The organism is Streptomyces zhihengii, from assembly GCF_016919245.1.
GTDB classification, from domain to species: domain Bacteria; phylum Actinomycetota; class Actinomycetes; order Streptomycetales; family Streptomycetaceae; genus Streptomyces; species Streptomyces zhihengii.
The window spans coordinates 5,554,051-5,577,308 of the sequence record NZ_JAFEJA010000001.1 but is presented as its reverse complement, the minus strand read 5'-3'; the positions used below and the strand labels follow the sequence as shown (position 1 = coordinate 5,577,308).

Annotated in this window: 19 protein-coding genes; 3 read left to right on the top strand and 16 right to left on the bottom strand. The window is 74.1% G+C overall.

What is annotated here, in order from left to right; translation table 11 throughout:
* Nucleotides 1–45: 45 nt before the first annotated feature.
* The 9 genes from JE024_RS23605 to hrcA all read right to left on the bottom strand — a co-directional run bounded on the left by JE024_RS23605 (nucleotide 46) and on the right by hrcA (nucleotide 10,620).
* Nucleotides 46–1,104: an adenosine deaminase gene (locus JE024_RS23605; RefSeq protein ID WP_205375495.1), complete on the bottom strand. Its 1,059-nt coding sequence runs from the start codon at nucleotides 1,102–1,104 to the stop codon at nucleotides 46–48.
* Nucleotides 1,105–1,138: 34 nt separating this feature from the next.
* Nucleotides 1,139–2,047: a ribonuclease Z gene (locus JE024_RS23600; RefSeq protein WP_205375494.1), complete on the bottom strand. Its 909-nt coding sequence runs from the start codon at nucleotides 2,045–2,047 to the stop codon at nucleotides 1,139–1,141.
* Between the two features lie 7 nt (nucleotides 2,048–2,054).
* Nucleotides 2,055–2,414, bottom strand: a complete 360-nt coding sequence (locus JE024_RS23595; protein ID WP_205375493.1) for a histidine triad nucleotide-binding protein — start codon at nucleotides 2,412–2,414, stop codon at nucleotides 2,055–2,057.
* Between the two features lie 93 nt (nucleotides 2,415–2,507).
* The gene (locus tag JE024_RS23590; protein WP_205375492.1) at nucleotides 2,508–5,711 is read right to left on the bottom strand and encodes a S41 family peptidase; all 3,204 of its coding nucleotides are present in this window, start codon (nucleotides 5,709–5,711) and stop codon (nucleotides 2,508–2,510) included.
* A 46-nt stretch (nucleotides 5,712–5,757) separates the two neighbouring features.
* The gene (locus tag JE024_RS23585) at nucleotides 5,758–6,285 is read right to left on the bottom strand and encodes a hypothetical protein (RefSeq protein WP_205375491.1); all 528 of its coding nucleotides are present in this window, start codon (nucleotides 6,283–6,285) and stop codon (nucleotides 5,758–5,760) included.
* A gap of 157 nt (nucleotides 6,286–6,442) precedes the next feature.
* Nucleotides 6,443–7,186 (bottom strand): 16S rRNA (uracil(1498)-N(3))-methyltransferase, encoded by a 744-nt coding sequence (locus JE024_RS23580; RefSeq protein WP_205375490.1) that lies wholly within the window; start codon nucleotides 7,184–7,186, stop codon nucleotides 6,443–6,445.
* The gene (locus JE024_RS23575; protein WP_205375489.1) at nucleotides 7,183–8,256 is read right to left on the bottom strand and encodes a nitronate monooxygenase; all 1,074 of its coding nucleotides are present in this window, start codon (nucleotides 8,254–8,256) and stop codon (nucleotides 7,183–7,185) included. Before JE024_RS23575 ends, JE024_RS23580 begins: the two co-directional genes overlap by 4 nt.
* A gap of 213 nt (nucleotides 8,257–8,469) precedes the next feature.
* Nucleotides 8,470–9,603, bottom strand: coding sequence for a molecular chaperone DnaJ (dnaJ, locus tag JE024_RS23570; protein ID WP_205375488.1), 1,134 nt, complete (start codon nucleotides 9,601–9,603; stop codon nucleotides 8,470–8,472).
* Nucleotides 9,604–10,620, bottom strand: coding sequence for a heat-inducible transcriptional repressor HrcA (gene hrcA, locus JE024_RS23565; protein ID WP_205375487.1), 1,017 nt, complete (start codon nucleotides 10,618–10,620; stop codon nucleotides 9,604–9,606).
* Nucleotides 10,621–10,833: 213 nt separating this feature from the next.
* Between hrcA and JE024_RS23560 the strand changes: the two genes are divergently transcribed.
* Entirely contained in the window at nucleotides 10,834–11,553 is a 720-nt protein-coding gene (locus tag JE024_RS23560) for an MBL fold metallo-hydrolase (RefSeq protein WP_205375486.1), read from the top strand.
* Nucleotides 11,554–11,580: 27 nt separating this feature from the next.
* Nucleotides 11,581–12,390 carry a DUF3097 domain-containing protein gene (locus JE024_RS23555; protein ID WP_205375485.1) on the top strand — a complete coding sequence of 270 codons (810 nt, stop codon included), beginning with the start codon at nucleotides 11,581–11,583 and terminating at the stop codon, nucleotides 12,388–12,390.
* 63 nt (nucleotides 12,391–12,453) lie between these two features.
* Here the strand turns inward: JE024_RS23555 and hemW are convergent, their stop codons facing one another.
* The 4 genes from hemW to lepA all read right to left on the bottom strand — a co-directional run bounded on the left by hemW (nucleotide 12,454) and on the right by lepA (nucleotide 20,142).
* Nucleotides 12,454–13,686 (bottom strand): radical SAM family heme chaperone HemW, encoded by a 1,233-nt coding sequence (gene hemW, locus JE024_RS23550; RefSeq protein ID WP_205375484.1) that lies wholly within the window; start codon nucleotides 13,684–13,686, stop codon nucleotides 12,454–12,456.
* 77 nt (nucleotides 13,687–13,763) lie between these two features.
* Nucleotides 13,764–15,692, bottom strand: coding sequence for an ATP-binding SpoIIE family protein phosphatase (locus JE024_RS23545; RefSeq protein WP_205375483.1), 1,929 nt, complete (start codon nucleotides 15,690–15,692; stop codon nucleotides 13,764–13,766).
* A gap of 368 nt (nucleotides 15,693–16,060) precedes the next feature.
* Nucleotides 16,061–17,950, bottom strand: a complete 1,890-nt coding sequence (locus tag JE024_RS23540; protein WP_205375482.1) for an AMP-dependent synthetase/ligase — start codon at nucleotides 17,948–17,950, stop codon at nucleotides 16,061–16,063.
* A 329-nt stretch (nucleotides 17,951–18,279) separates the two neighbouring features.
* Nucleotides 18,280–20,142, bottom strand: a complete 1,863-nt coding sequence (gene lepA / locus JE024_RS23535) for a translation elongation factor 4 (protein ID WP_205375481.1) — start codon at nucleotides 20,140–20,142, stop codon at nucleotides 18,280–18,282.
* 247 nt (nucleotides 20,143–20,389) lie between these two features.
* Here lepA and rpsT point away from each other — a divergent pair, with 247 nt between their 5' ends.
* On the top strand, nucleotides 20,390–20,656 hold the full coding sequence (gene rpsT / locus JE024_RS23530; RefSeq protein WP_205375480.1) for a 30S ribosomal protein S20: 267 nt from the start codon (nucleotides 20,390–20,392) through the stop codon (nucleotides 20,654–20,656).
* Between the two features lie 295 nt (nucleotides 20,657–20,951).
* On the opposite strand, the gene holA is transcribed toward rpsT, so the two are convergent.
* The 3 genes from holA to JE024_RS23515 are packed head-to-tail and all read right to left on the bottom strand — an operon-like array spanning nucleotide 20,952 to nucleotide 23,101.
* Nucleotides 20,952–21,938 (bottom strand): DNA polymerase III subunit delta, encoded by a 987-nt coding sequence (gene holA / locus JE024_RS23525; protein ID WP_205375479.1) that lies wholly within the window; start codon nucleotides 21,936–21,938, stop codon nucleotides 20,952–20,954.
* A gap of 45 nt (nucleotides 21,939–21,983) precedes the next feature.
* The gene (locus JE024_RS23520; RefSeq protein ID WP_205375478.1) at nucleotides 21,984–22,229 is read right to left on the bottom strand and encodes a hypothetical protein; all 246 of its coding nucleotides are present in this window, start codon (nucleotides 22,227–22,229) and stop codon (nucleotides 21,984–21,986) included.
* Between the two features lie 38 nt (nucleotides 22,230–22,267).
* Nucleotides 22,268–23,101, bottom strand: a complete 834-nt coding sequence (locus JE024_RS23515) for an arylamine N-acetyltransferase family protein (protein ID WP_205376692.1) — start codon at nucleotides 23,099–23,101, stop codon at nucleotides 22,268–22,270.
* Nucleotides 23,102–23,258: the final 157 nt, after the last annotated feature.

Below are 23,258 nucleotides of genomic sequence, written 5' to 3'. Positions count from 1 at the left end.
GGCGGCGGGGCGGACGCCCGGCCCGGGATCCCCGGGCAGCGGCGCTCAGCGGGACGCGGCCGGGGCCGGGACCGGGTCCTCGGGGTCGCGTCCGGCGGGGACGGCGGCCGTCGGCGCGAAGTCGTACGCCTCGACCTCCGCCAGGTACCGTGCGCGCCGCTCCTCGTCGTCCTCCAGGAAGGAGGCCAGGAACGAGTTGCGGGCCAGCTCGCGCAGTTGCTCGTCGCCGAGGTCCAGTTCGCGGCGCACCGCGGTGAAGTTGTCCCCGGCGTAGCCGCCGAAGTAGGCCGGGTCGTCGGAGTTGACCGTGCACATCAGCCCGGCCGCCATCATGCGCGGCAGCGGGTGCTCCGCCAGCACGTCCACCGCGCGCAGCCGCACGTTGGAGAGCGGGCACAGGGTCAGCGGGACGCGTTCGCGCACCAGCCGCTCCACCAGGCCGGGATCCTCCATCACCCGCAGCCCGTGGTCGACGCGCTCCACGCCGAGGACGTCGAGCGCCTCGCGCACGTAGGCGGCGGGGCCCTCCTCGCCCGCGTGCGCCACCCGCCGCAGCCCGAGCGCGGCCGCCGCCTCGTACACCTCGCGGAACTTCGACGGCGGGTTGCCCACCTCCGCCGAGTCCAGGCCGACGCCGGTGATCCGGTGCAGGTACGGCTCCGCCTCCCGCAGCGTCGCGAGCGCCGACTCGGCCGGCTCGTCGCGCAGGAAGCACATGATCAGCCGGGTGGAGACGCCGTGCCGCTCCTCGGACCGCTCCAGCGCGCGGCCGAGGCCCTCGACGACCGTGCCCATCGGGACGCCGCGCGCGGTGTGCGCCTGCGGGTCGAAGAAGATCTCCGCGTGCCGCACGCCCTGCGCGGCGGCCCGGGCGAGATAGGCGTCGGCCAGTTCGGCGAAGTCCTCCTCGGTGCGCAGGACCGCCATCAGGCCGTAGTACAGGTCGAGGAACGACTGGAGGTCGGTGAACGCGTAGGCGGCGCGCAGTTCGCCGGTGTCCGCGAACGGCAGCTCGACGCCGTTGCGCGCGGCGAGGGCGAAAGCGAGCTCGGGCTCCAGGGTGCCTTCGATGTGAAGGTGCAGTTCGGCCTTGGGTATGGGCATGCACGCATTCTAGGGCCGGTGGACCTGCGGACCTTCAGACCCTTTTCGGCACCGGGATCCGCCACAGATCCTGCGCGACCGTGATCTCCCCCTCGAAGCCGGCCTGCCGCGCCTGCCGCTCGAAGACCTCGGCCGCGTCGGTGTAGCGCTGCGAGAAGTGGGTGAGGACCAGATGCCGCACACCGCCCTCGCGGGCGGCCAGTCCGGCCTGCCCCGCGGTCAGATGCCCGTGCTCGGCGGCGAGCCCGGCGTCCTCGTCGAGGAAGGTGGACTCGATCACCAGCATGTCGCAGCCCTCGGCGAGCGCGTGGACCCCGTCGCAGAGCCGGGTGTCCATGACGAACGCGAACCGCTGCCCGCGCCGGACCTCGCTGACGTCGTCGAGCGTGACCCCGCCCAGGGCGCCCTCCCGCTGGAGGCGGCCCACGTCCGGGCCCCGCACGCCGTGCTCGGCCAGCTTCGCGGGCAGTATCCGGCGGCCGTCGGGCTCGACGAGCCGGTAGCCGAACGACTCGACGGGGTGCGACAGCCGGTGGGCCTCCAGCCGGTAGGGCCCCTCGGTGACGAGCGGGCCGCCGTCGGCGACCGGCCGCTCGTCGATGTCCACCGTCTCCCGGTAGGCGGTGGCGTACCGCAGCCGGTCGAAGAATCGCTGCCCGCTCGCCGGGTAGTGCGCGGTGACCGGATGCGGCACCTGGTCGAGGTTGATCCGCTGGATCACCCCGGCCAGACCGAGCGAGTGGTCACCGTGGAAATGGGTGACGCAGATCCGGTCGATGTCGTGCGCGGACACCCCGGCGCGCAGCATCTGCCGCTGGGTGCCCTCGCCCGGGTCGAAGAGGATGCCCTGGCCGTCCCAGCGCAGCAGGTAGCCGTTGTGGTTGCGGTGCCGGGTCGGCACCTGGCTGGCGGTGCCCAGCACCACCAGTTCGCGTACGGACACGGCGTCCCTACCCGGGGGGCCACTGGAGACCGCGGCCGCCCAGCACGTGCGCGTGGGCGTGGAAGACCGTCTGTCCGGCGCCCGAGCCCGTGTTGAACACGACGCGGTAGCCGTGCGCCTCCAGCTTCTCGTCGGCGGCCACCGCCCCCGCCTCCCGCAGCACGTCGGCCGCGAGCTCCGGGGCGGCGGCGGCGAGCGCGGCGGCGTCCGCGTAGTGCGCCCGGGGGATGACCAGGACGTGCGTGGGGGCCTGCGGGTTGATGTCCCGGAAGGCGACGGTGGTGTCCGTCTCCCGCACGATCGTGGCGGGCACGTCGCCGGTGACGATCTTGCAGAACAGGCAGTCGGCCTGCGGTTCTCCGGCCATGCGCGGGGCCTCCTCGCGGTGCGGTCACGTGTGCCGTCATGCTAGCGGGCCGCCCGGGCGCCCTTCGCCGGGCGCCACCCGCCCGACGGGGTGTCAGGGACGCTCGGGAGGCGTCTTCGCCGGATGCTCGGCGAGGGCGGCCAGCGCCGTCCGGATCGCCTCGTCGAGCTGCGGATCGCGCCCCTCCGCGTGGTCGCGGGGCGTCACCACCACCTCCACGTCCGGGTCGACGCCCCGGTTCTCCACGTCCCAGCCGTAACCCTCCAGCCAGAAGGCGAACTTGGGCTGGGTCACCAGGGTGCCGTCGACCAGCGAGTAGCGGCTGTCGATGCCGACGACGCCGCCCCAGGTGCGGGTGCCGACGACCGGGCCGATGCCGAGCGCCTTGATCGCCGCGTTCACGATGTCGCCGTCGGAGCCGGAGAACTCGTTCGCCACCGCGACGACCGGCCCGCGGGGCGCGTCGACCGGGTAGCTGGAGGCGCGCCGCCCGCGCGGCAGGTCCCAGCCCACGATCCGGCGGGCCAGCTTCTCGACGACGAGCTGGGAGGTGTGGCCGCCGCGGTTCTCCCGGACGTCCACGACCAGGCCCTCGCGCGCCACCTCGACCCGCAGGTCCCGGTGGATCTGCGCCCAGCCGGGCGCCTGCATGTCCGGGACGTGGAGGTAGCCGAGCCGGCCGCCGGAACGCTCGTGGACGTAGGCCCGCCGGCCGGCGACCCAGTCGTGGTAGCGCAGGGGCTCCTCGTCGTCGACGGGCACGACGACCGCGTGCCGCGGGTCGCCGCCGCCCGCCGGGGAGACGGTCAGCTCCACCGGGCTGCCCGCCGCGCCCACGAGCAGCGGCCAGGGCCCCCTGACCGGGTCGACGGGCCGGCCGTCGACGGCGACCAGGGTGTCGCCCGCGCGCAGCGCCACCCCGGGCGCGGCCAGCGGCGAGTGGGCCAGCGGGTCGGAGGTCTCCGAGGGCAGGATGCGGTCGATCCGCCAGGTGCCGTCGTCGGTGCGCGAGACGTCCGCGCCGAGCAGCCCCTGCCGGGTGGAGCGCCTGCCGCGCCCGCCGCGCGGCCTCACATAGGCGTGCGAGGTGCCGAGTTCGCCCTGCACCTCCCAGAGCAGGTCGACGAGGTCGTCGTGGGTGGCGACCCGGTCCAGCACCGGCCGGTAGCGGGCGAGCACACCCTCCCAGTCGACGCCGCCGAGGTCCTCGCGCCAGAAGTGGTCGCGCATCAGACGGCCGGCCTCGTCGTACATCTGGCGCCATTCGGCGGCCGGTTCGACGGTGCGGCGCACCCGGCTCAGGTCGACGGTGATGTTGGAGTCGCTGTCCTCGTCGCGGGAGGCGCGCCGGTCGCTGGGGACGACCTTGAGCTTTCCCTCGGTGGACATCAGCAGCCGCTTGCCGTCACCGCTGACACCGAAGAAGGAGACGTCGTCGGCGAGTTCCTCCGGGTGCCGCCCGCCGAGCTCGAAACGCTCCAGGGTCGTCTTCGGGCCCGGGTCGTCGGGGGTGGCCTTCGTGGCGCCGAGGACGCCCCGCAGCGGGTGGCGCAGCCACAGCAGCCCGTCCTTGGCGGCGCGCAGGGACGAGTAGCGGGCGGCCTCGACGGGGAAGGGCACGATCCGGTCGGCGAGCCCTTCGAGGTCGACCCGGGTCACGGGCGCGCCGCCGTCCTCGCCCTCGGAGTCGTCGTCCCGGTCCGCCTCGAAGGGCCGCCCGTGGCGCTGCGGTCCGAACGGCGAGGGGGTGGTGGCCGCCAGCGTGATCAGGTGCGGGCGGCAGCCGCCGACGAACGCCAGGTCGAAGACGTGGCTGTCGTAGACGGGGTCGAAGGCGCGCTCGGAGAGGAAGGCGAGGTGCTTGCCGTCGAGGGTGAACGCGGGCTGGTAGTCGGCGAACCGCAGCGGCGTCGCCTCGGAGACGGTCAGGTCCGCGGTGCCCGCGATGCGGATCTGGCGCAGCGGGTCGGGGCCGGCGTGCGACCAGGCCAGCCAGGCCGAGTCGGGCGAGAAGACCAGGCCCTCGGCGTCGCCGTCCTCGCTGCGGTCGACCTCGCGCACCTCGCCCGACTCGCGCTCGACGAGCAGCACCCGCCCGTCGTGGGAGGCGACGGCCGCGCGGCTGCCGTCGGGGGCGACGGCGAGGGCGACCACCCGGCCGAGGCGGCCGGCGCCGAGCCTGCGCGGGGTGGAGCCGGCGGCCGTGCCCGTCGCCGGGGCGAACTCCAGGGCGTCGTCGCCCTCCGCGTCGGTCACCCAGACGACGTGCTCCTCGCCGTCGGCGCGGAAGGTGTGGGGCATCCGGGCGCGCACGCCCGGTGCGGTGGCGAGGTCGCGGGCGGGGCCCTCGCGGTGGGTGACCCAGTGGATGCCGCCGCGGATCTCGACAGCGCTGCCGCGGCCGGTGTGGTCGGGGGACGCGCCGCCGACGTTCCGGTCCGGGCTCAGGGTCCAGGGCTGGAGGTCGGTGCGCTGGCCGCCGAGCCCGATGCCGAGGCGGCGGGGCTCGGCGCCGTCGAGGTCGTCGAGGATCCAGAGCTCGCCGGCGCTCGTCCACACCACACGGGTGCCGTCGGTGGCCGCGTGGCGGGCGTAGAAGCCGTCGACCGGGGTGTGGCGCCGCAGTCCGCTCCCGTCGGGGAGCGAGGAGTAGAGGGCGCCGACGCCCTCGTGGTCGGAGAGGAAGGCGATCCGGTCGCCGACCCACAGCGGGTACTCGATGTTGCCGTCGAGGTCCTCGTGGACGCGGACGAAGTCGCCGTCCGCGGCGTCGTCGGACGCGCGGATCCACAACTTGCCCGCGGTGCCGCCCCGGTAGCGCTTCCAGGCGGCGGCCTCGCGGCCCATGGTGGCCGACAGCAGCAAGGTCCGCGGGCCGTCGGCGACGTCCCCGACGGGCCCGTACGGCAGGACCTCGGCCGGTCCGCCGTCGAGCGGCACCGCGTGCGCCCAGGTGCGGCGGAACGAGGGCCGGCCCTGGCTGGAGGTGGCGAGGACCCGGCCGTCGGCCGTCCAGCCGCGCACGGTGGTCCGCACGCTGCCCCAGTGGGTGAGCCGCTCGGACGGTCCGCCGCCGGCGGGTGCGACATGCACCTCGGGGGCGCCGTCCCGGGTCGAACTCCAGGCGACCCGGGCGCCGTCGGGCGAGAAGCGCGGATGGTCGACGGGCATGTTGTCGGCGCTGACACGCCACGCCCGGCCGCCGTCGAGCGGCGCCACCCAGACGTCGTCCTCGGCGGTGAAGGCGATCAGCTCGCCGTGCAGATGGGGAAACCGGAGGTAGGCAGGGTGCGTCACGGGATTCACCCTAGGGAACGCCCGGCCCCGTCAGCAGGGCTTTGGATCACTTGGCCGGAACAGCCGTCACGGTGACGGTCTCCGTGACGGTGACGGCGGGCGCCGGGCGGGGGTCCGAGGGGCGGGCCGGGCGGGACGAAGGCCGGGCCGTGGCGGCGGCCGAGCAGTCGCCGAGCATGGTGGCCTGGAAGACCACCTTCTTCGCGATCCTGGCGGTCATGTCGCCCTTGACGCACACCCCGGCGCGTTCCTCGGTGACGGTGCCGTCCAGGGTGATGGCCTTGCCGTCGTCGGTCTCCCCCTCGCAGTCGACCTCCACCTCGCGCGGGGCGGCGGGGGCCGTGGTGCCGTCGGCGGCCGGCGCGCTCTCCGCCGCCCGGGTCAGCGCCCTGGCCGAGCAGCTCAGCCACGCGACGTCGAACGTGAGCCGTTCCAGGGTGCTCGTGGCCGTGCGGTCGGTGGTGAGGGCGACCGCGGCGGAGTCGAGGCCGCCCGCGGCCGGTTCGCAGGCGGCGGCTCCGGCGACGGCGATCCCGCAGGCCCCGAGCGCGGCCATGGTTCTCAGCAGCCTCATGGGCGGCAGAATCCCACCTCCGGCCGGGAGCGCACCAGGGCCCTTGCGGCCACATTCCCCTTGTGGGTGACGTCCGGGGCGGCGGCCCCCGCGGTGTCCGGGAGGGCGATGCGCGGGGCGCGGACCCGGCCGGCGTGCGGCGGCGGACCGCCGGGGGTCAGGACCAGCGGCCGGTGCGCCCGAGCAGCAGCGCGGTCGCCGCCGTGCCCGCGGTGGAGGTGCGCAGCACCGTGCGGCCCAGCCGGAACGGCCGGGCGCCCGCCCCGGCGAAGAGCGCCAACTCCTCCGGGGAGACGCCGCCTTCGGGGCCGACCACGAGCACGATCGAGCCGGCGGCGGGGAGTTCGGCCCCGGCGAGCGGCTCGGAGCCCTCCTCGTGCAGCACGGCGGCGAAGTCGGCGGCCGCCAGAAGTGCCGCCACCTGCTTGGTCGTCGCCGCGTCCGCGACGTCGGGGAAGCGCAGCCGGCGCGCCTGCTTGCCCGCCTCCCGGGCGGTGGAGCGCCACTTGGCGAGGGACTTGGCGCCGCGCTCGCCCTTCCACTGGGTGATGCAGCGGGCGGCGGCCCACGGCACGACCTCGTCGACGCCGGTCTCCGTCATGGTCTCGACGGCGAGTTCGCCGCGGTCGCCCTTGGGCAGCGCCTGGACGACGGTGATCCGGGGCCGCGGCTCGGGCTCCTCGGGGCAGTCGCGCACCTCGACGGTGAGCCGGTCCTTGCCCTCCGTGCCGTGCACGGTCCCGGCGGCGCCGCGGCCCGCGCCGTCGGTGAGGACGATCTCCTCGCCGGGCACCAGCCGGCGCACCGAGACGGCGTGCCGGCCCTCGGGGCCGTCCAGCGTGACGAGGGCGCCGGGGGCGATGCCGTCGAGCGAGTCGACGACGAAGACGGGGGCGGTCATCGGGTCCCTTCCTCGGCGAGCGAGGCCCGCGCGGTGTCGAGTTCGGCGGCGAGGACGTCCACGAGCCGCCCGGCGGGCAGGTCCCGGACGAGCCGGTGGCCCTGGCCCGCCCAGAGCGCCATGCCCTGCGGGTCGCCGGCCGCGGCGGCCGCCCTGCGCAGCGGGGCGGTGAGGTGGTGGACCTCCGGGTACGCGGCGGGGGCGTACGGCCCGTGCTCGCGCAGGAAGCGGTTCACCAGGCCGCGCGCGGGCCGCCCGGAGAAGGCACGGGTCGTCTCGGTGCGGGTGAAGAGGGGGTCGGTCATGGCCCGCTTGTGCAGGGCGTGCGCCCCGGACTCGGGGCAGACCAGGAACGCGGTGCCGAGCTGGGCGGCGCTCGCGCCCGCGGCGAGCACGGCGGCGATCTGCGCCCCGCGCATCAGGCCGCCCGCGGCGATCACCGGCAGCCCGGCGCTCTCGCGCACCAGCCCGACGAGGGCGAGCAGTCCGATGCCCGCGCCGTCGGTGTCCGGGTCGTCGCGGTGGGTGCCCTGGTGCCCGCCGGCCTCGATGCCCTGGACGCACACGGCGTCGGCGCCGGCCTGCTCGGCGGCCCGCGCCTCCTCGGGGGTGGTGACGGTGACCACGGTCGTGGTGCCCGCCCGGGCGAGCGCGGCGAGGGCCTCGCGGGAGGGGCAGCCGAAGGTGAAGGAGACCACGGGCACGGGGTCGTCGAGGAGGACGGCCAGCTTCGCCTCGTAGCCGTCGTCCCGTCCGGCGTCCGGGTCGCCGAGGGGGGTCTCGTACCAGGTGGCCTCACCGGCGAGCTGGTCGCGGTACACCCCGACGGCCGCCGGGTCCGCGGCGGCGGGCTGCGGCATGAACAGGTTCACGCCGAAGGGCCGGGAGCTGAGGCTCCGGAGCCGCCGGATCTCCTGGTACATGCCGTCCGCCGTCTTGTAGCCCGCGGCGAGGAAGCCGAGACCGCCGGCGTCGCCGACGGCGGCGGCGAGCTCGGGGCGGGAGGCGCCGCCGGCCATGGGGGCCTGCACGATCGGGTGGCGGCCGAGACCGGGGAGCGCGGACGACATGTACGCATCGTCCCACGTCCAGGCGGGTGCCCGGCGCCCCCGGCCCCGCCCCCGCGGGACTCCCGGCGCGGACGCCGGGTTCGAGGTCGAGGGCAGCGACACCACGACGCTGCCCGAGCACCGGGTGGCGGGGGCGCGAGGCGCGGACATGCGGACGGGGCGCGTCCGGTGGACGCGCCCCGCTCCGTCGAGCCCTCGTGGGCGCCGTGGGCCCTAGCGGCCGTTGAACGCGTCCTTCAGACGCGAGAACAGCCCCTGCTGACCCGGCTGGAACTGGCCCGTCGGCCGCTCCTCGCCGCGCAGCTTCGCGACCTCCCGCAGCAGTCGCTCCTGCTCGGGGTCGAGCTTGGTGGGCGTGGTGACCTCGACGTGCACGATCAGGTCGCCGCGGCCGCCGCCCCGCAGATGCGTGATGCCGCGCCCGTGCAGCGGGATCGACTGGCCGGACTGGGTGCCGGGCCGGATGTCGACCTCCTCCAGGCCGTCGAGCGTCTCCAGCGGGCACTTGGTGCCCAGGGCCGCCGCCGTCATGGGGATCGTCACCGTGCAGTGCAGGTCGTCGCCGCGCCGCTGGAAGACGGGGTGGGCGATCTCGTGGATCTCCACGTACAGGTCGCCGGCGGGGCCGCCGCCGGGGCCGACCTCGCCCTCGCCCGCGAGCTGGATGCGGGTGCCGTTGTCCACACCCGCCGGGATCTTCACGGTGAGCGTGCGGCGCGAGCGGATGCGGCCGTCGCCGGCGCACTCCGGGCACGGCGTGGGCACGACCGTGCCGAAGCCCTGGCACTGCGGGCACGGACGCGAGGTCATGACCTGGCCCAGGAAGGACCGGGTGACCTGGGAGACCTCGCCGCGGCCGCGGCACATGTCACAGGTCTGCGCGGACGTGCCCGGTGCCGCACCCTCGCCGGAGCAGGTGGTGCACACCACGGCCGTGTCGACCTGGATGTCCTTGGTGGTGCCGAAGGCGGCCTCGTTGAGGTCGATCTCCAGCCGGATCATCGCGTCCTGGCCGCGCCGGGTGCGCGAGCGCGGGCCGCGCTGCGAAGCCGTGCCGAAGAAGGCGTCCATGATGTCGGAGAAGTTGCCGAAGCCGCCGGCCCCGAACCCGCCCGCGCCGCCGCCCGCCTGGGACAGCGGGTCGCCGCCGAGGTCGTAGACCTGCTTCTTCTGCGGGTCCGACAGCACCTCGTACGCGGCGTTGATCTCCTTGAAGCGCTCCTGCGTCTTCGGGTCCGGATTCACATCCGGGTGGAGTTCTCGCGCAAGACGGCGGAAGGCCTTCTTGATCTCGTCCTGGGACGCGTCGCGGCGTACGCCGAGTACGGCGTAGTAGTCCGTGGCCACTTACGACTCCGCCAGGATCTGTCCGACGTAACGTGCCACTGCGCGTACCGCTCCCATCGTTCCGGGGTAGTCCATGCGGGTCGGTCCGACCACGCCGAGTTTGGCGACTGCTTCGCCGCCCGAACCGTAACCGACCGAGACGACGGACGTGGAGTTCAGTCCCTCGTGGGCGTTCTCGTGCCCGATTCTCACGGTCATGCCCGATTCCTTGGCCTCGCCGAGCAGCTTGAGGAGCACGACCTGCTCCTCCAGCGCCTCCAGCACCGGCCTGATCACCAGGGGGAAGTCGTGCCCGAAGCGGGTCAGATTGGCGGTGCCGCCGATCATGAGCCGTTCCTCGGTCTCCTCCACCAGCGTCTCCAGCAGGGTCGCGAGCACCGTGGAGACCGTCCCGCGGTCCTCGGTCTCGAACGACTCCGGCAGATCCTGCACCAGGGTCGGCACGTCCGCGAAGCGGCGCCCGACGACCCGGCTGTTGAGCCGGGCGCGCAGGTCGGCGAGGGAGGTCTCGCCGAACGGCGCGGGGCAGTCGACGAGCCGCTGCTCCACCCGCCCCGTGTCGGTGATGAGCACCAGCATCAGCCGGGCGGGGGCCAGTGACAGCAGTTCCACGTGCCGGACCGTCGAGCGGGTCAGCGAGGGGTACTGCACCACGGCGACCTGCCGGGTGAGCTGGGCGAGCAGCCGCACCGTGCGCCCGACGACGTCGTCGAGGTCGACGGCCCCGTCCAGGAAGTTCTGGATGGCGCGGCGCTCGGGGGTGGACAGCGGCTTCACTCCGGCGAGCTTGTCGACGAAGAGGCGGTAGCCCTTGTCCGTGGGGATCCGGCCGGCGCTGGTGTGCGGCTGGGCGATGAAGCCCTCCTCCTCCAGCACGGCCATGTCGTTGCGCACGGTGGCCGGGGAGACGCCCAGGCGGTGGCGCTCGGTCAGCGCCTTGGAGCCGACGGGCTCCTCCGTGCCGACGTAGTCCTGGACGATGGCGCGCAGGACCTCGAGCCTGCGTTCGCTGAGCACCGTGCGCACCTCCTGCTGCGGTTCGTGATCCCTCGGCCGTCTGCCCCGGCAGCCGCCTGGCACTCGATACGGCCGAGTGCCAGCGGTCCCCCGGCCAGTGTACGGCTGCGGGGTACGCCCCTAGCAAGGGTGACCGACCACCGGGTCGGCGCGACGGGCCGCCCCGGCGTCCCGGCCGACGCCCGGCGGGCGGATGCGGATAGCGTCGCGCCCATGGACGTCGCTTGGGAAGACTTCGGCTGGGAACGGCTGGCGGACGGCGTCGGCCGCCGCAGGCTGCCCACCTGGGACGCGACCGTCGGCCTGGTCGCCGGCGAGGACGCGGTGCTGCTCTGGGACACGGGTTCCACCATCCGCGAGGGCGCCGCGATCCGGGCCGAGGTGCAGGCGCTGCTGGGCCGCCGAGTGACACATGTCGCACTCAGCCACCCCCACTTCGACCACGTCCTCGGCACGGCCGCCTTCGCGGGGGCCGAGGTCTACGGGGCGGTGGGCCTGGACGGGCTGCTGCGGCGGGGGGGCGACGCCCTCCGGCAGGACGCCGTGCGCCACGGGGTGGCGCCCGGGGAGGCCGCCGAGGCGGCGGACGTGCTGGTCGTGCCGCACCACGCGGTGACCGGCGAGTGCGCGATCGACCTGGGCGGCCGGCAGGCGGTGCTCGCCGACGCGGGCCCCGGCCACACCGGCCACGACCTGGCCCTGCTGGTGCCCGGCACGCCGGACGTGGTGTTCTGCGGAGATCTGGTGGAGGAGTCCGGCGAGCCCCAGGCCGGGCCCGACGCGATCGGCGCCCGCTGGCCCGCCGCGCTCGACCGGCTGCTCGCCCTCGGCGGCCCGGACGCGCGGTACGTACCGGGTCACGGGGCTGTCGTGGACGCGGAGTTCGTCCGCCGTCAGCGCGGTGAACTGGCGGCGCGTTTCGGCGTGTCGTAGGACGTCCGGCCCGTATGGTCATCCGATATGCGCAGCTACAGCCCTGATCTGACGCCCCCCTGGAAGCGGCGGGCCCCCGTCCCCGAGGTCCCGGCGGAGCCGGATCTGGTGGTCGAGGAGGTGTCGACCGGCTTCTGCGGGGCGGTGACCGGCTTCGAGGCCGGGACCGTCACCCTGGAGGACCGCTTCGGCAAGCGCCGGGTCTTCCCGATGGAGCCGGCCGGCTTCCTGCTGGAGGGCAGGACCGTCACCCTGGTGCGGCCCCCGGCGGGCGCCCCCGCGCGGCCCTCCCGGACGGCCTCGGGCTCGGTGGCCGTCCCCGGCGCCCGCGCCCGTGTCGCCCGCGCGGGCCGCATCTACGTGGAGGGCCGCCACGACGCCGAACTGGTCGAGCGCGTCTGGGGCGACGACCTGCGCATCGAGGGCGTGGTCGTGGAGTACCTGGAGGGCGTCGACGACCTGCCGGCGATCGTCGGGTCCTTCGGGCCCGGCCCGGACGCCCGTCTCGGGGTGCTGGTGGACCATCTGGTCACCGGGTCGAAGGAGTCCCGGATCGCCGCCTCCGTGCGGGACCCCCATGTGCTGGTCGTCGGCCATCCGTACATCGACGTGTGGGAGGCGGTGAAGCCGTCCTCGGTCGGCATCCCCGCCTGGCCGTCGGTGCCCCGGGGCCAGGACTGGAAGACGGGCGTCTGCCGCGCCCTGGGCTGGCCGGAGAACACCGGCGCCGTCTGGCAGCACATCCTGTCGAAGGTCCACTCCTACAAGGACCTGGAACCGGCGCTGCTGGGGCGGGTGGAGGAACTGATCGACTTCGTCACCGAGCCGGGCGGCTGAGCCCTCCCCCGGGGCGGGGCGGCTGAGCCCCTCCCCCCGGGGCGCGCGGCACCGGGACGGCGGTCAGTCGACGAGGTCCCGGACGACCGCGTCCGCCAGCAGCCGCCCCCGCAGGGTCAGCACCGCACGGCCCGCCGCGTACGGCTCCGGCTCCAGCAGGCCGTCGCGCAGCGCCTGCCCGGCGGCGGCCAGGCCCGCCTCGTGCAGCAGCGACAGCGGCACGCCCTCGCGCAGCCGCAGCTCCAGCAGCACCCGCTCGACCCGGCGGTCCTCGTCCGTCAGCAGTTCGCGTCCCGCGCCGGGCGAGCGGCCGGCGGCGAGGGCGGCCGCGTAGGCGCCGGGGTGCTTGACGTTCCACCAGCGCACGCCGCCGACATGGCTGTGCGCCCCGGGGCCGGCGCCCCACCAGTCCGCGCCGCGCCAGTACAGCTCGTTGTGCAGGCAGCGGCCGGCGTCGGAGGTGGCCCAGTTGGAGACCTCGTACCAGTCGAAGCCGGCCGCGCCGAGCATCTCGTCGGCGATCAGATAGCGGTCGGCGTGGACGTCGTCGTCGGTCATCGGGACCTCGCCGCGCCGGATGCGGCGCGCCAGCCCGGTGCCCTCCTCCACGATGAGGGCGTACGCCGACACATGGTCCGGGCCCGCCCCGACGGCCGCGCTCAGGGACGCCCGCCAGTCGTCGTCGCTCTCCCCCGGGGTGCCGTAGATCAGGTCGAGGTTGACGTGGTCGAAGCCGGCGGCGCGGGCCTCGGCCACGCACGCCTCGGGCCTGCCCGGGGTGTGGGTGCGGTCCAGCACCTTCAGCACGTGCTGCCGGGCGCTCTGCATGCCGAACGAGATCCGGTTGAAGCCGCCCGCCCGGAGCTCGGCCAGATAGGCGGGGTCGACCGACTCCGGATTGGCCTCCGTGGTGATCTCCGCGTCGTCGGCGAGGCCGAACTCCTGCCGCACGGCGTCCAGCATGCGCACCAGGTCGCCCGCTGCCAGCAGGGTCGGCGTGCCGCCGCCGACGAACACCGTGCGCACCGGGCGGGGGTCGTCGCCCAGCACCTTGCGGGCCAGGCGGACCTCGTCGGCGAGGGTGTCCGCGTAGTTGTCCCGCGAGGCGAGCACCCCGCCGGAGCCGCGCAGCTCGGTGGCGGTGTAGGTGTTGAAGTCGCAGTAGCCGCAGCGGGTCGCGCAGTAGGGCACGTGCAGATAGAAGGCGAGCGGCCGCTCACCGGCGCCGTCGAGGGCGGACGCGGGAAGCGACCCGTCGTCGGGCACGGGCTCGCCGTCGGGCAGTACGGAAGGCATGCCCCCCATTGTCCGTCACTCCCGGCGCGCCCCCGCCGCGCCGGGGACCGGCCCCCGGCGCCGGCCCCCGGGGGCGGTCAGCGGGCGGTCCGCGCCTGGAGGACCAGCAGGGCCAGGTCGTCGCCGGGCGGGGTCTGGGCGAACGCGTGCACCGCCGCCCTGATCCGGTCCGTGACGCCCTGCGCGGGCAGCCCCGCGCACCCGGCCAGGACCTCGGCCAGCCCGTCCTCGTCGTCGAACATCCGCGCCCCCGAACGCCGCTCGGTGACCCCGTCGGTGACGCACAGCAGGGTGTCGCCGGGCCCCAGGTCGAAGGTGGTGCTGCGGTACGCCACGTCGTCCACGACTCCGAGCAGCAGCTGGGGCTCGGCGACGGGGGCGACCGTGCCGTCGGGACGCAGCAGCAGGGGCAGCGGGTGCCCGGCGCTCGCCAGGGTGACGCGGGCACCGCCCGCGGTGCCCTCGGGGGCGGGGACGACCTCGCCGTACAGCAGGGACAGGAAGCGGGAGTGGTGGCCGTCGGGGAGCCCGGGGCCGTGCGCGCCGCCCGTCGCGTAGAGCGCGGCCGCCTCGGCCGCCTCCACCGCGTCGTCCAGCAGGAGGCCGTTGAGCCGGTCCAGCACCTCGCCCACCTGGTAGCCCTCGCGGGCGAGCAGCCTCAGCCACGGACGGGCCAGCCCGGTCACCACGGCGGCCTCGGGGCCGCTGCCCTGGACGTCGCCGAGGACGAAGCACCAGCGGCCGGAGGAACCGGCCTGGAAGACGTCGTAGAAGTCGCCGCCGACGACGCCGTCCCCGCTCGGTTCGTACACCAGGCAGGTGTCCACGCCGGGGATGCTGCCCACCTTGCTGGGCAGCAGGCCGCGCTGGAGGACCTTGCTGATGGTCGCCTGCCGGGTGTACTCGCGGGCCGCGCTGACGGCGAGGGCCACCCGCCGGGTGAAGTCCTCGACGAGGGCGGTCACCTCCTCGGGCAGCCGGACCGCGCCCGTCCGCCCGGCGACCAGGACGCCGAGCGAGCGGGAGCCGACGGCCAGCCGGTACGCCAGTGCCGCGCCGGAGGACGCCTCCGTGCCGTCGCCGGCGGGCCAGGGGACGGGCTGGGGGCCGCCGGCGCCCGGTTCGGGCGGCTTGGGCGGCTCCCCGCCGAAGGCCTCGGTGAGCTGCTCGGCCCTGGCCTCGTCCCGGTGCCAGACGCCCGCGAGCCGGGGCGCGGGCAGGGAGCGGCCGCCCGCGCGCGATCCGTGGTGGCCGCCCTCGTCATCGAGCCACACGGCGCACCAGTCGGCGAGCCGCGGGACGAGCAACTGGCCGGCGAGGGCCGCGACCATGTCCTCGTCGAGCTGGCCGGCCAGCAGGTCGGACGCCTCGGCGAGGAAGGACGCGGCGCCGCCGCGGGCCAGCCAGTCCCACTCGTCGCGGCCCGGCGGGAGGTCGCGCGCCCCGGCGCCGTCGGTCACCGGCCCCTCGGCCGCCGCGGCCCCGGGACGCGGGCGGCTGCCCCGTCCGTCGAGGGGGATCCGCGCCCAGACCGACTTCAGGGCGGCGCGGTAGGTCACGCCCCACCGCTCGGCGACGGCGGCCACGAGATGGAGGCCGCGTCCGTAGTCCGGGGTCCCGGACTGCTCGGAGCCGTGCGGGTGGCTGTGCACGGGCCGGTCCGGGTGGTGGTCGCAGACCTCGACGACCAGGGCGGCCGGCTCGTCGCCCTCGGGGCCGTCGTAGCGGCAGAGCAGCTCGGCCGCCGTGCCCGCGTGGACGACGGCGTTGGTGACCAGCTCACCGGCGACCAGGGCCGCGTCGTCGGCCATCCGCTCGGCGCAGGGCGCGCCGGGCGGGCAGCCGCCGCGTCCGCGGCAGCGGGCGCACGCGTCGAGCACGCCCAGCAGGATCCAGTCGGCGACGGCCGCGCGGACGAGCCGCCGGGCGGTGGCGGGTGCCAGCAGGTTTCCCGGGAGGCAGACCCGTACCCCGTGCTCCCCCGGCTCCGACCACCCCGGGGACATGGGTGACGGGCGGTTTCCGGTGTCTCGCTGCAACGGAATGGACCTCACGTGCGGCTCCTGGTCGGTGCTGTGTGCGCCGCTTATGACACCGACAGGGTGACAGACCGAGCCCGTTCATACGCACGGAGTCACCGAACTCGCCGAGGACTTTCGGGTCGTGCCTGGTCGGGAGGCGTGTCGTGAATGTCACGCGAGCGGGCCCCGTGTCGCACCGAGGGGGGCGTGCGCCCGCTCGCACGCACTCCCCGGACCGCCCCGCGCCGCCCGCCCGGGCGCTCGCACGCGCGCCCTGGCGACCCCCCGCACGCCGAGGCCGGGGCCCGGAGGGCTCTCCCCTCCGGACCCCGGCGCTCCGGCCGTGTGCGCGGCTACGCCTCCCGGGAGCCCGCGTACATGTCCTCGATCAGGTGCTTGTACTCCTTCTCCACGACCGGGCGCTTGAGCTTGAGGCTGGGCGTCAGCTCGCCGTGCTCGATGTCGAGGTCGCGGGGCAGCAGGCGGAACTTCTTGATGGTCTGCCAGCGCTGGAGCCCCTCGTTGAGGCGCGCCACATAGCCCTCGATGAGCTTCTCGGTCTGCGGGGCGGCCACGACGTCGGCGTAGGACTTGCCTTCGAGGCCGTTGTCGGCGGCCCAGCCGAGGATCGACGGCTCGTCGAGCGCGATCAGCGCGGTGCAGAAGTTCCGGTCGGCGCCGTGCACCAGGATGTTGGAGACGAACGGGCACACGGCCTTGAACTGGCCCTCGACCTCGGCCGGGGCGATGTACTTGCCGCCGGAGGTCTTGATCAGGTCCTTCTTGCGGTCGGTGATCCGCAGGTAGCCGTCGGGGGAGAGCTCGCCGATGTCGCCGGTGTGGAACCAGCCGTCGGGCTCCAGGACCTCGGCGGTCTTGTCCGGCAGGCCGTGGTAGCCCTGCATGATGCCGGGGCCGCGCAGCAGGATCTCGCCGTCGTCCGCGATACGCACCTCGGTGCCGGGCAGCGGCTTGCCGACGGTGCCGGTGCGGTAGGCCTCGCCCGGGTTGACGAAGGAGGCGGCGCTGGACTCGGTGAGGCCGTAGCCCTCCAGGATGTGGATGCCGGCGCCGGCGAAGAAGTAGCCGATGTCGGGGGCGAGCGCGGCCGAGCCGGAGACGGCGGCGCGCAGCCGGCCGCCGAAGGCCTCCCGGAGCTTCGAGTAGACCAGCGCGTCGGCGATCTTGTGCTTGGTGCTCAGGCCGAACGGCGCGGAGGCGTTGCCGGTGCGGCGGAAGTTGTCCTGGGTGACCTTGGCGTACTCGCGGGCCACGCCCGCGGCCCACTGGAAGATCTTGTACTTGGCGCCGCCGCCCGCGCGGGCCTTGGCGGCGACCCCGTTGTAGACCTTCTCGAAGATGCGCGGCACGGCCGCCATGTAGGTCGGCTGGACCACCGGCAGGTTCTCGATGATCTTGTCGACGCGGCCGTCGACGGCGGTGACGTGCCCGACCTCGATCTGCCCGGAGGTGAGCACCTTGCCGAAGACGTGGGCGAGCGGCAGCCACAGGTACTGCACGTCGTCCTTGTTCGCCAGGCCGGTCGCGGCGATCGCCTTCGCCATGTACGACCAGTTGTCGTGCGGCAGGCGCACGCCCTTGGGGCGGCCGGTGGTGCCGGAGGTGTAGATCAGGGTCGCGAGCTGGTCGGCGGTGATGGCCGCGATCCGCTCCTTCACGGCCTCCGGGTGCTTCTCCAGGTAGGCGGCACCGCGGGTCTCCAGCTCGGCGAGGCCGATGACGAAGCCCTCGGGGTCGGCGGCGTCGGGCTCGACGCCCTCGGAGTCGATGACCACGACGTGCTTCAGCGCGGGCAGCTCCGCCCGCTTCTCGCGGGCCTTGGCGAGCTGGGCGGCGTCCTCGGCGATCAGCACCCGGCTTCCGGAGTCGGAGAGGATGTACGCCGACTCCTCGGCGTTGGTGGAGGGGTAGACCGTGGTCGTGGCGCCGCCGGCGCACATCACGCCGAGGTCGGCGAGGATCCACTCCACCCGGGTGGCGGAGGCGAGGGCGACCCGGTCCTCGGCGGCGATGCCCAGTCCGATCAGGCCTGCCGCGATGGCGTAGACACGGTCCGCCGACTGGCCCCAGCTCAGGGACTTCCATTCGTCGGGCCCGCTGCCCGACGCCGGGGGCACCGGGTAGCGGTAGGCCTCGCCGTCGGGCGTGGCTGCCACGCGCTCGGCGAAGAGGCTCGCCACCGAGGGCGGCCGGTTCTCGATCTGGGTCTGGGTTTCGCTCACGACGTCCTCCGGGCCTGCGGCAGCACTGCACGACTGGCTGGTTGTTTAACTGGCGAGTAACCATCGAGCCGTGATCAGGGTAGAGCGCTCGGGAGCGGCGCGTAAGGGCCTGCGTGCTGCCGCTTCATAACGAACGGAGCCCAGGTCCGCCCATCGGAGTAACGTTTCATTGCCATGTACATGTAACGATTCGGCTTCCCGGGGCACGGAAAAGCGCCCGCCATGGCCTTGACGAGCGCTTTACCTTCGGCGGGCGCGCGGACGCGCCCCGGGGTGATGCCGGCCGGGCGGCGCGCGGGCGGCACGACCGCCCGCCCGCGCGCCGGGCCCTACTTCTTCTTGCCGCCCTCGTCACTGGAGAGCACGGCGATGAAGGCCTCCTGCGGCACCTCGACGGAGCCGACCATCTTCATCCGCTTCTTGCCCTCCTTCTGCTTCTCCAGCAGCTTGCGCTTCCGGGAGATGTCACCGCCGTAGCACTTGGCGAGGACGTCCTTGCGGATCGCGCGGATCGTCTCGCGGGCGATCACCCGGGAGCCGATGGCCGCCTGGATGGGCACCTCGAACGCCTGCCGCGGGATGAGCTCGCGCAGCTTCGCGACGAGCCGCACACCGTAGGCGTACGCGGCGTCCTTGTGGGTGATGGCGGAGAACGCGTCCACCTTGTCGCCGTGCAGCAGGATGTCGACCTTGACCAGGCTGGAGGCCTGCTCGCCGGTGGGCTCGTAGTCGAGCGAGGCGTAGCCGCGGGTCTTGGACTTGAGCTGGTCGAAGAAGTCGAAGACGATCTCCGCGAGCGGCAGCGTGTAGCGGATCTCGACCCGGTCCTCGGACAGGTAGTCCATGCCGAGCAGGGTGCCGCGACGGGTCTGGCACAGCTCCATGATCGAGCCGATGAACTCGCTCGGCGCGAGGATCGTGGCCCGCACGACGGGCTCGTGGACCTCGTCGATCTTGCCCTCGGGGAACTCGCTCGGGTTGGTGACCGTGTGCTCGGTGCCGTCCTCCATGGTCACGCGGTAGACCACGTTCGGGGCGGTGGCGATCAGGTCGAGGCCGAACTCGCGCTCCAGGCGCTCGCGGATCACGTCCAGGTGCAGCAGGCCGAGGAAGCCGACCCGGAAGCCGAAGCCGAGGGCCGCCGACGTCTCCGGCTCGTAGACCAGGGCCGCGTCGTTGAGCTGGAGCTTGTCGAGGGCGTCGCGCAGCTCGGGGTAGTCGGAGCCGTCCAGCGGATACAGGCCCGAGAAGACCATCGGCTTCGGGTCCTTGTAACCGCCGAGCGCCTCCGTGGCGCCCTTGTGCTGCTGGGTGATCGTGTCACCCACCTTGGACTGGCGGACGTCCTTCACGCCGGTGATGAGGTAGCCCACCTCGCCGACGCCCAGGCCGTCGGCCGAGAGCATCTCGGGCGAGTTGGTGCCGATCTCCAGCAGCTCGTGGGTCGCGCCGGTCGACATCATCCGGATGCGCTCGCGCTTGTTGAGCTGGCCGTCGACGACACGGACGTAGGTGACCACGCCGCGGTAGGAGTCGTAGACCGAGTCGAAGATCATCGCGCGGGCGGGGGCGTCCGCCACACCGACCGGGGCCGGGACCTCGCGGACCACGCGGTCCAGCAGCGCCTCGACGCCGACACCGGTCTTCGCCGAGACCCGCAGCACGTCGTCCGGGTCGCAGCCGACCAGGTTCGCCAGCTCCTCGGCGAACTTCTCCGGCTGGGCCGCGGGCAGGTCGATCTTGTTGAGCACGGGGACGATGGTGAGGTCGTTCTCCATCGCCAGGTAGAGGTTGGCGAGGGTCTGCGCCTCGATGCCCTGCGCCGCGTCCACCAGGAGGACCGTGCCCTCGCAGGCGGCCAGCGACCGCGACACCTCGTACGTGAAGTCGACGTGCCCGGGGGTGTCGATCATGTTGAGGATGTGGGTCCTGCCCTGGGCCTCACCCTCGGTGGGCGCCCACGGCAGACGGACCGCCTGGGACTTGATCGTGATGCCGCGCTCGCGCTCGATGTCCATGCGGTCGAGGTACTGCGCACGCATCTGCCGCTGCTCCACCACACCGGTCAGCTGGAGCATCCGGTCGGCGAGGGTGGACTTGCCGTGGTCGATGTGCGCGATGATGCAGAAGTTGCGGATCAGCGCCGGGTCGGTACGACTCGGCTCGGGCACGTGGGTAGGGGTCGCGGGCACGCAGGGTCCTGATTCTGTGGCAGACGCCGGGTCGGTGGAGGCTCGCCTCGGGTCGATGTCGGATCGATACGTAGGCTCCATCGTCCCACGCGTACGGGGCTGCGCCCGGTTTGGGCCGCCGGAGGGACGGCTGGTAGCCTGAGCAGCTGTGTCTCGTGTCCTCCCTCTCTGGACAGACCTCCCGAGCCCGACGGGCCCGGGGAAGAGGCGCACACTCGAAGATCATCGATCCTGAAAAGGCTCTTTCGTGGCGAACATCAAGTCCCAGATCAAGCGGAACAAGACGAACGAGAAGGCGCGCCTGCGCAACAAGGCCGTCAAGTCGTCCCTCAAGACCGCGATCCGCAAGGCCCGCGAGGCCGTCGCCGCCGGCGACGTCGAGAAGGCGACCGTGGCGTCCCGCGCCGCGGCCCGTCAGCTCGACAAGGCCGTCTCGAAGGGTGTCATCCACAAGAACGCCGCTGCCAACAAGAAGTCGGCACTGGCCTCCAAGGTCGCCACCCTCCAGGGCTGAGCTCACGACTGATCGCCGCCAGGGATCCAGCGGGCCCTCTCTTCCGCTCCCGAACGGCACCCCTCGCGCCGCACGCGGCCTGCGTTCGCCACGCGGGTGCGGCGCACCGAGCTCGACGTGAAGGCCCCGATGGCCGTCCTTCCCCAGGACGGTCACCGGGGCCTTCGCCGTACCTAGGGGCCTTCGCCGTCTCGGGAGCGTCGGGATCGCCGCGGCGGAGGTCCCGAGCGGGGCTTGGGCGCGGAGGGCCGGGATCCAGGTGGTGCCGGCCCCTCGTGGGGGCGACCCGGGGGCCTCAGCCGCGGTGGGAGCGGGCGGCCCGGGCGATCGCCACGACCGCCTTCTCCAGGGCGTACTCCGGGTCGTCGCCGGCGCCCTTGACGCCCGCGTCGGCCTCGGCGACCGCGCGCAGCGCGACGGCGACGCCGTCCGGCGACCAGCCGCGCATCTGCTGCCGGACCCGGTCGATCTTCCACGGCGGCATGCCCAGCTCACGGGCCAGGTCCGCGGGGCGGCCGCCCCGTGCGGAGAGCAGCTTGCCGATGGACCGCACGCCCTGCGCGAGCGCACTGGTGATCAGCACGGGGGCCACGCCCGTCGACAGCGACCAGCGCAGGGCCTCCAGCGCCTCGGCTGCCCGGCCCTCGACGGCCCGGTCGGCGATGGTGAAGCTCGACGCCTCCGCGCGCCCCGTGTAATAGCGGCCGACGACCTCCTCGTCGATCGTGCCCTCCACGTCGGCCGTCAACTGCGAGACCGCGCTCGCCAGCTCCCGCAGATCGCTCCCGATCGCGTCGACCAGCGCCTGGCAGGCCTCGGGCGTCGCCGATCTGCCGAGCGCCCTGAACTCCTGCCGTACGAACGTCAGACGCTCGGCCGGCTTGGTGGTCTTCGGGCAGGCGACCTCCCGGGCACCCGCCTTGCGGGCCGCGTCCAGCAGCCCCTTGCCCTTGGCACCGCCCGGGTGCAGAAGGACGAGGGTGATCTCCTCCGCCGGCGAACCGAGGTACGCCTTCACGTCCTTGAGGGTGTCGGCCGACAGGTCCTGCGCGTTGCGGACGATCACGACCTTGCGCTCGGCGAAGAGCGAGGGACTGGTCAGCTCGGCGAGGGTGCCCGGCTGGAGCTGATCGGCGGTGAGGTCGCGCACGTCGGTGTCGGCGTCGGCCGCCCGCGCGGCGGCCACCACCTGCTGCACGGCACGGTCCAGCAGCAGGTCCTCCTGGCCCACGGCGAGGGTGACGGGGGCGAGCGGATCGTCGGTCGAACTGTTCCTGGCCATCGCCGTCAAGCATCCCACGGGGCACCGACAGCCCCGCCCGGGACGTCAGTGCGCCTCACGCCAGCCGTCCCAGCCCGCCACGTACTCGTCCAGCGCGACCGCGTCCAGCCGGCCGTCCGGGTCCTCGACCACCACCAGCCACTGGGCGTCCTCGGCGTCGTCCTCACCGGCGAGCGCGTCCCGCACCAGACGGGGCTCGTCCGGCACGTCGAAGTGGTCCCCGAGGGTCTCGGCCACTTCCTCGGCCGCGTCCCGGTCGGGGAGCACCAGCACATGTCTCACATCGTCCACCGCCACATTGTGCCGTCCGGTCACACCGTGCCGTCCGGTCACACCCCCGCCGCACCCGCGCGGACGCCGGGGAACACCGCCGCCCTCGGCACCTCGTCGAGCACCAGCCCGAAGTGCTCCCGGTAGGCGTCGAGCACCTCCGCGTCGTCCGCAAGCACCCGCTCCTCGCGCTGCCCGTGTGCCGTCGTCACCAGCTTGCCGCCCGACAGCGTGATCCGGCCGTCGGCCGTGAAGCGCGAACAGACCAGCTTCCTGGTGAAGTGCGAGGACGGCGAGGTGCGGTGGTACCAGCAGCCCGCGCCGAACTCCGGCAGCTCGCGCGGCCGGACGTCCACCCGCAGCTCGGGGACGCCGTCCCGCAGTACGTCGAGGTCCCCGTGGTCCGGCGCCTCGGCGACCCTGAAGACCCCGGACGGGTCGGCCTGGTCCGCCCTCTCGTCCACCAGCAGCGGAAAACGGGCGTGGTCGCCGAAGCCGACGTCCGCCAGCCAGGGACCGCTGCCGTCGGCCGTCTCCACGCGGAGCGTCAGATGGTCGAACGGCATGCTCAGCCGGCCTTCCTCGCCGAAGACCCGCGCCTGGTGCAGCGTCACCCCGAAGCCGAGGGACCTCAGCAACGCGGCGAAGGCGCCGTTGAGTTCGTAGCAGAAGCCGCCCCGGTGGGCGTCCACGAACTTGGCGACCAGGCGGTCCTCGCTGAGCACCACCTCCTCTCCGAGGTGTACCGACAGGTTCTCGAACGGCACCGTCAGCAGGTGCCGGTGCTGGAGCTCGCGGAGCGCGTCCGCATCGGCCCGCCCGGGTCTGACGGCCCCGATGCTGTCGAGGTAGGCGTCCGTCTCCCGCGGCGACAGCTCGTACGGCGGGGCCATCACGTACGGGGCGGCGGCGTTCTCCCCGGCGGGGCCGGCGGGCCTGGCGGAGTCGGCGGGCCGGACGGGGGCGGCCGGCGCCCCTGTGGTGGTGTGCGGGTGGGATGGGCTCTCCATGGCAGCAGTCTCCCGCACGGTGCGGGCGGGGCGGCTGAGG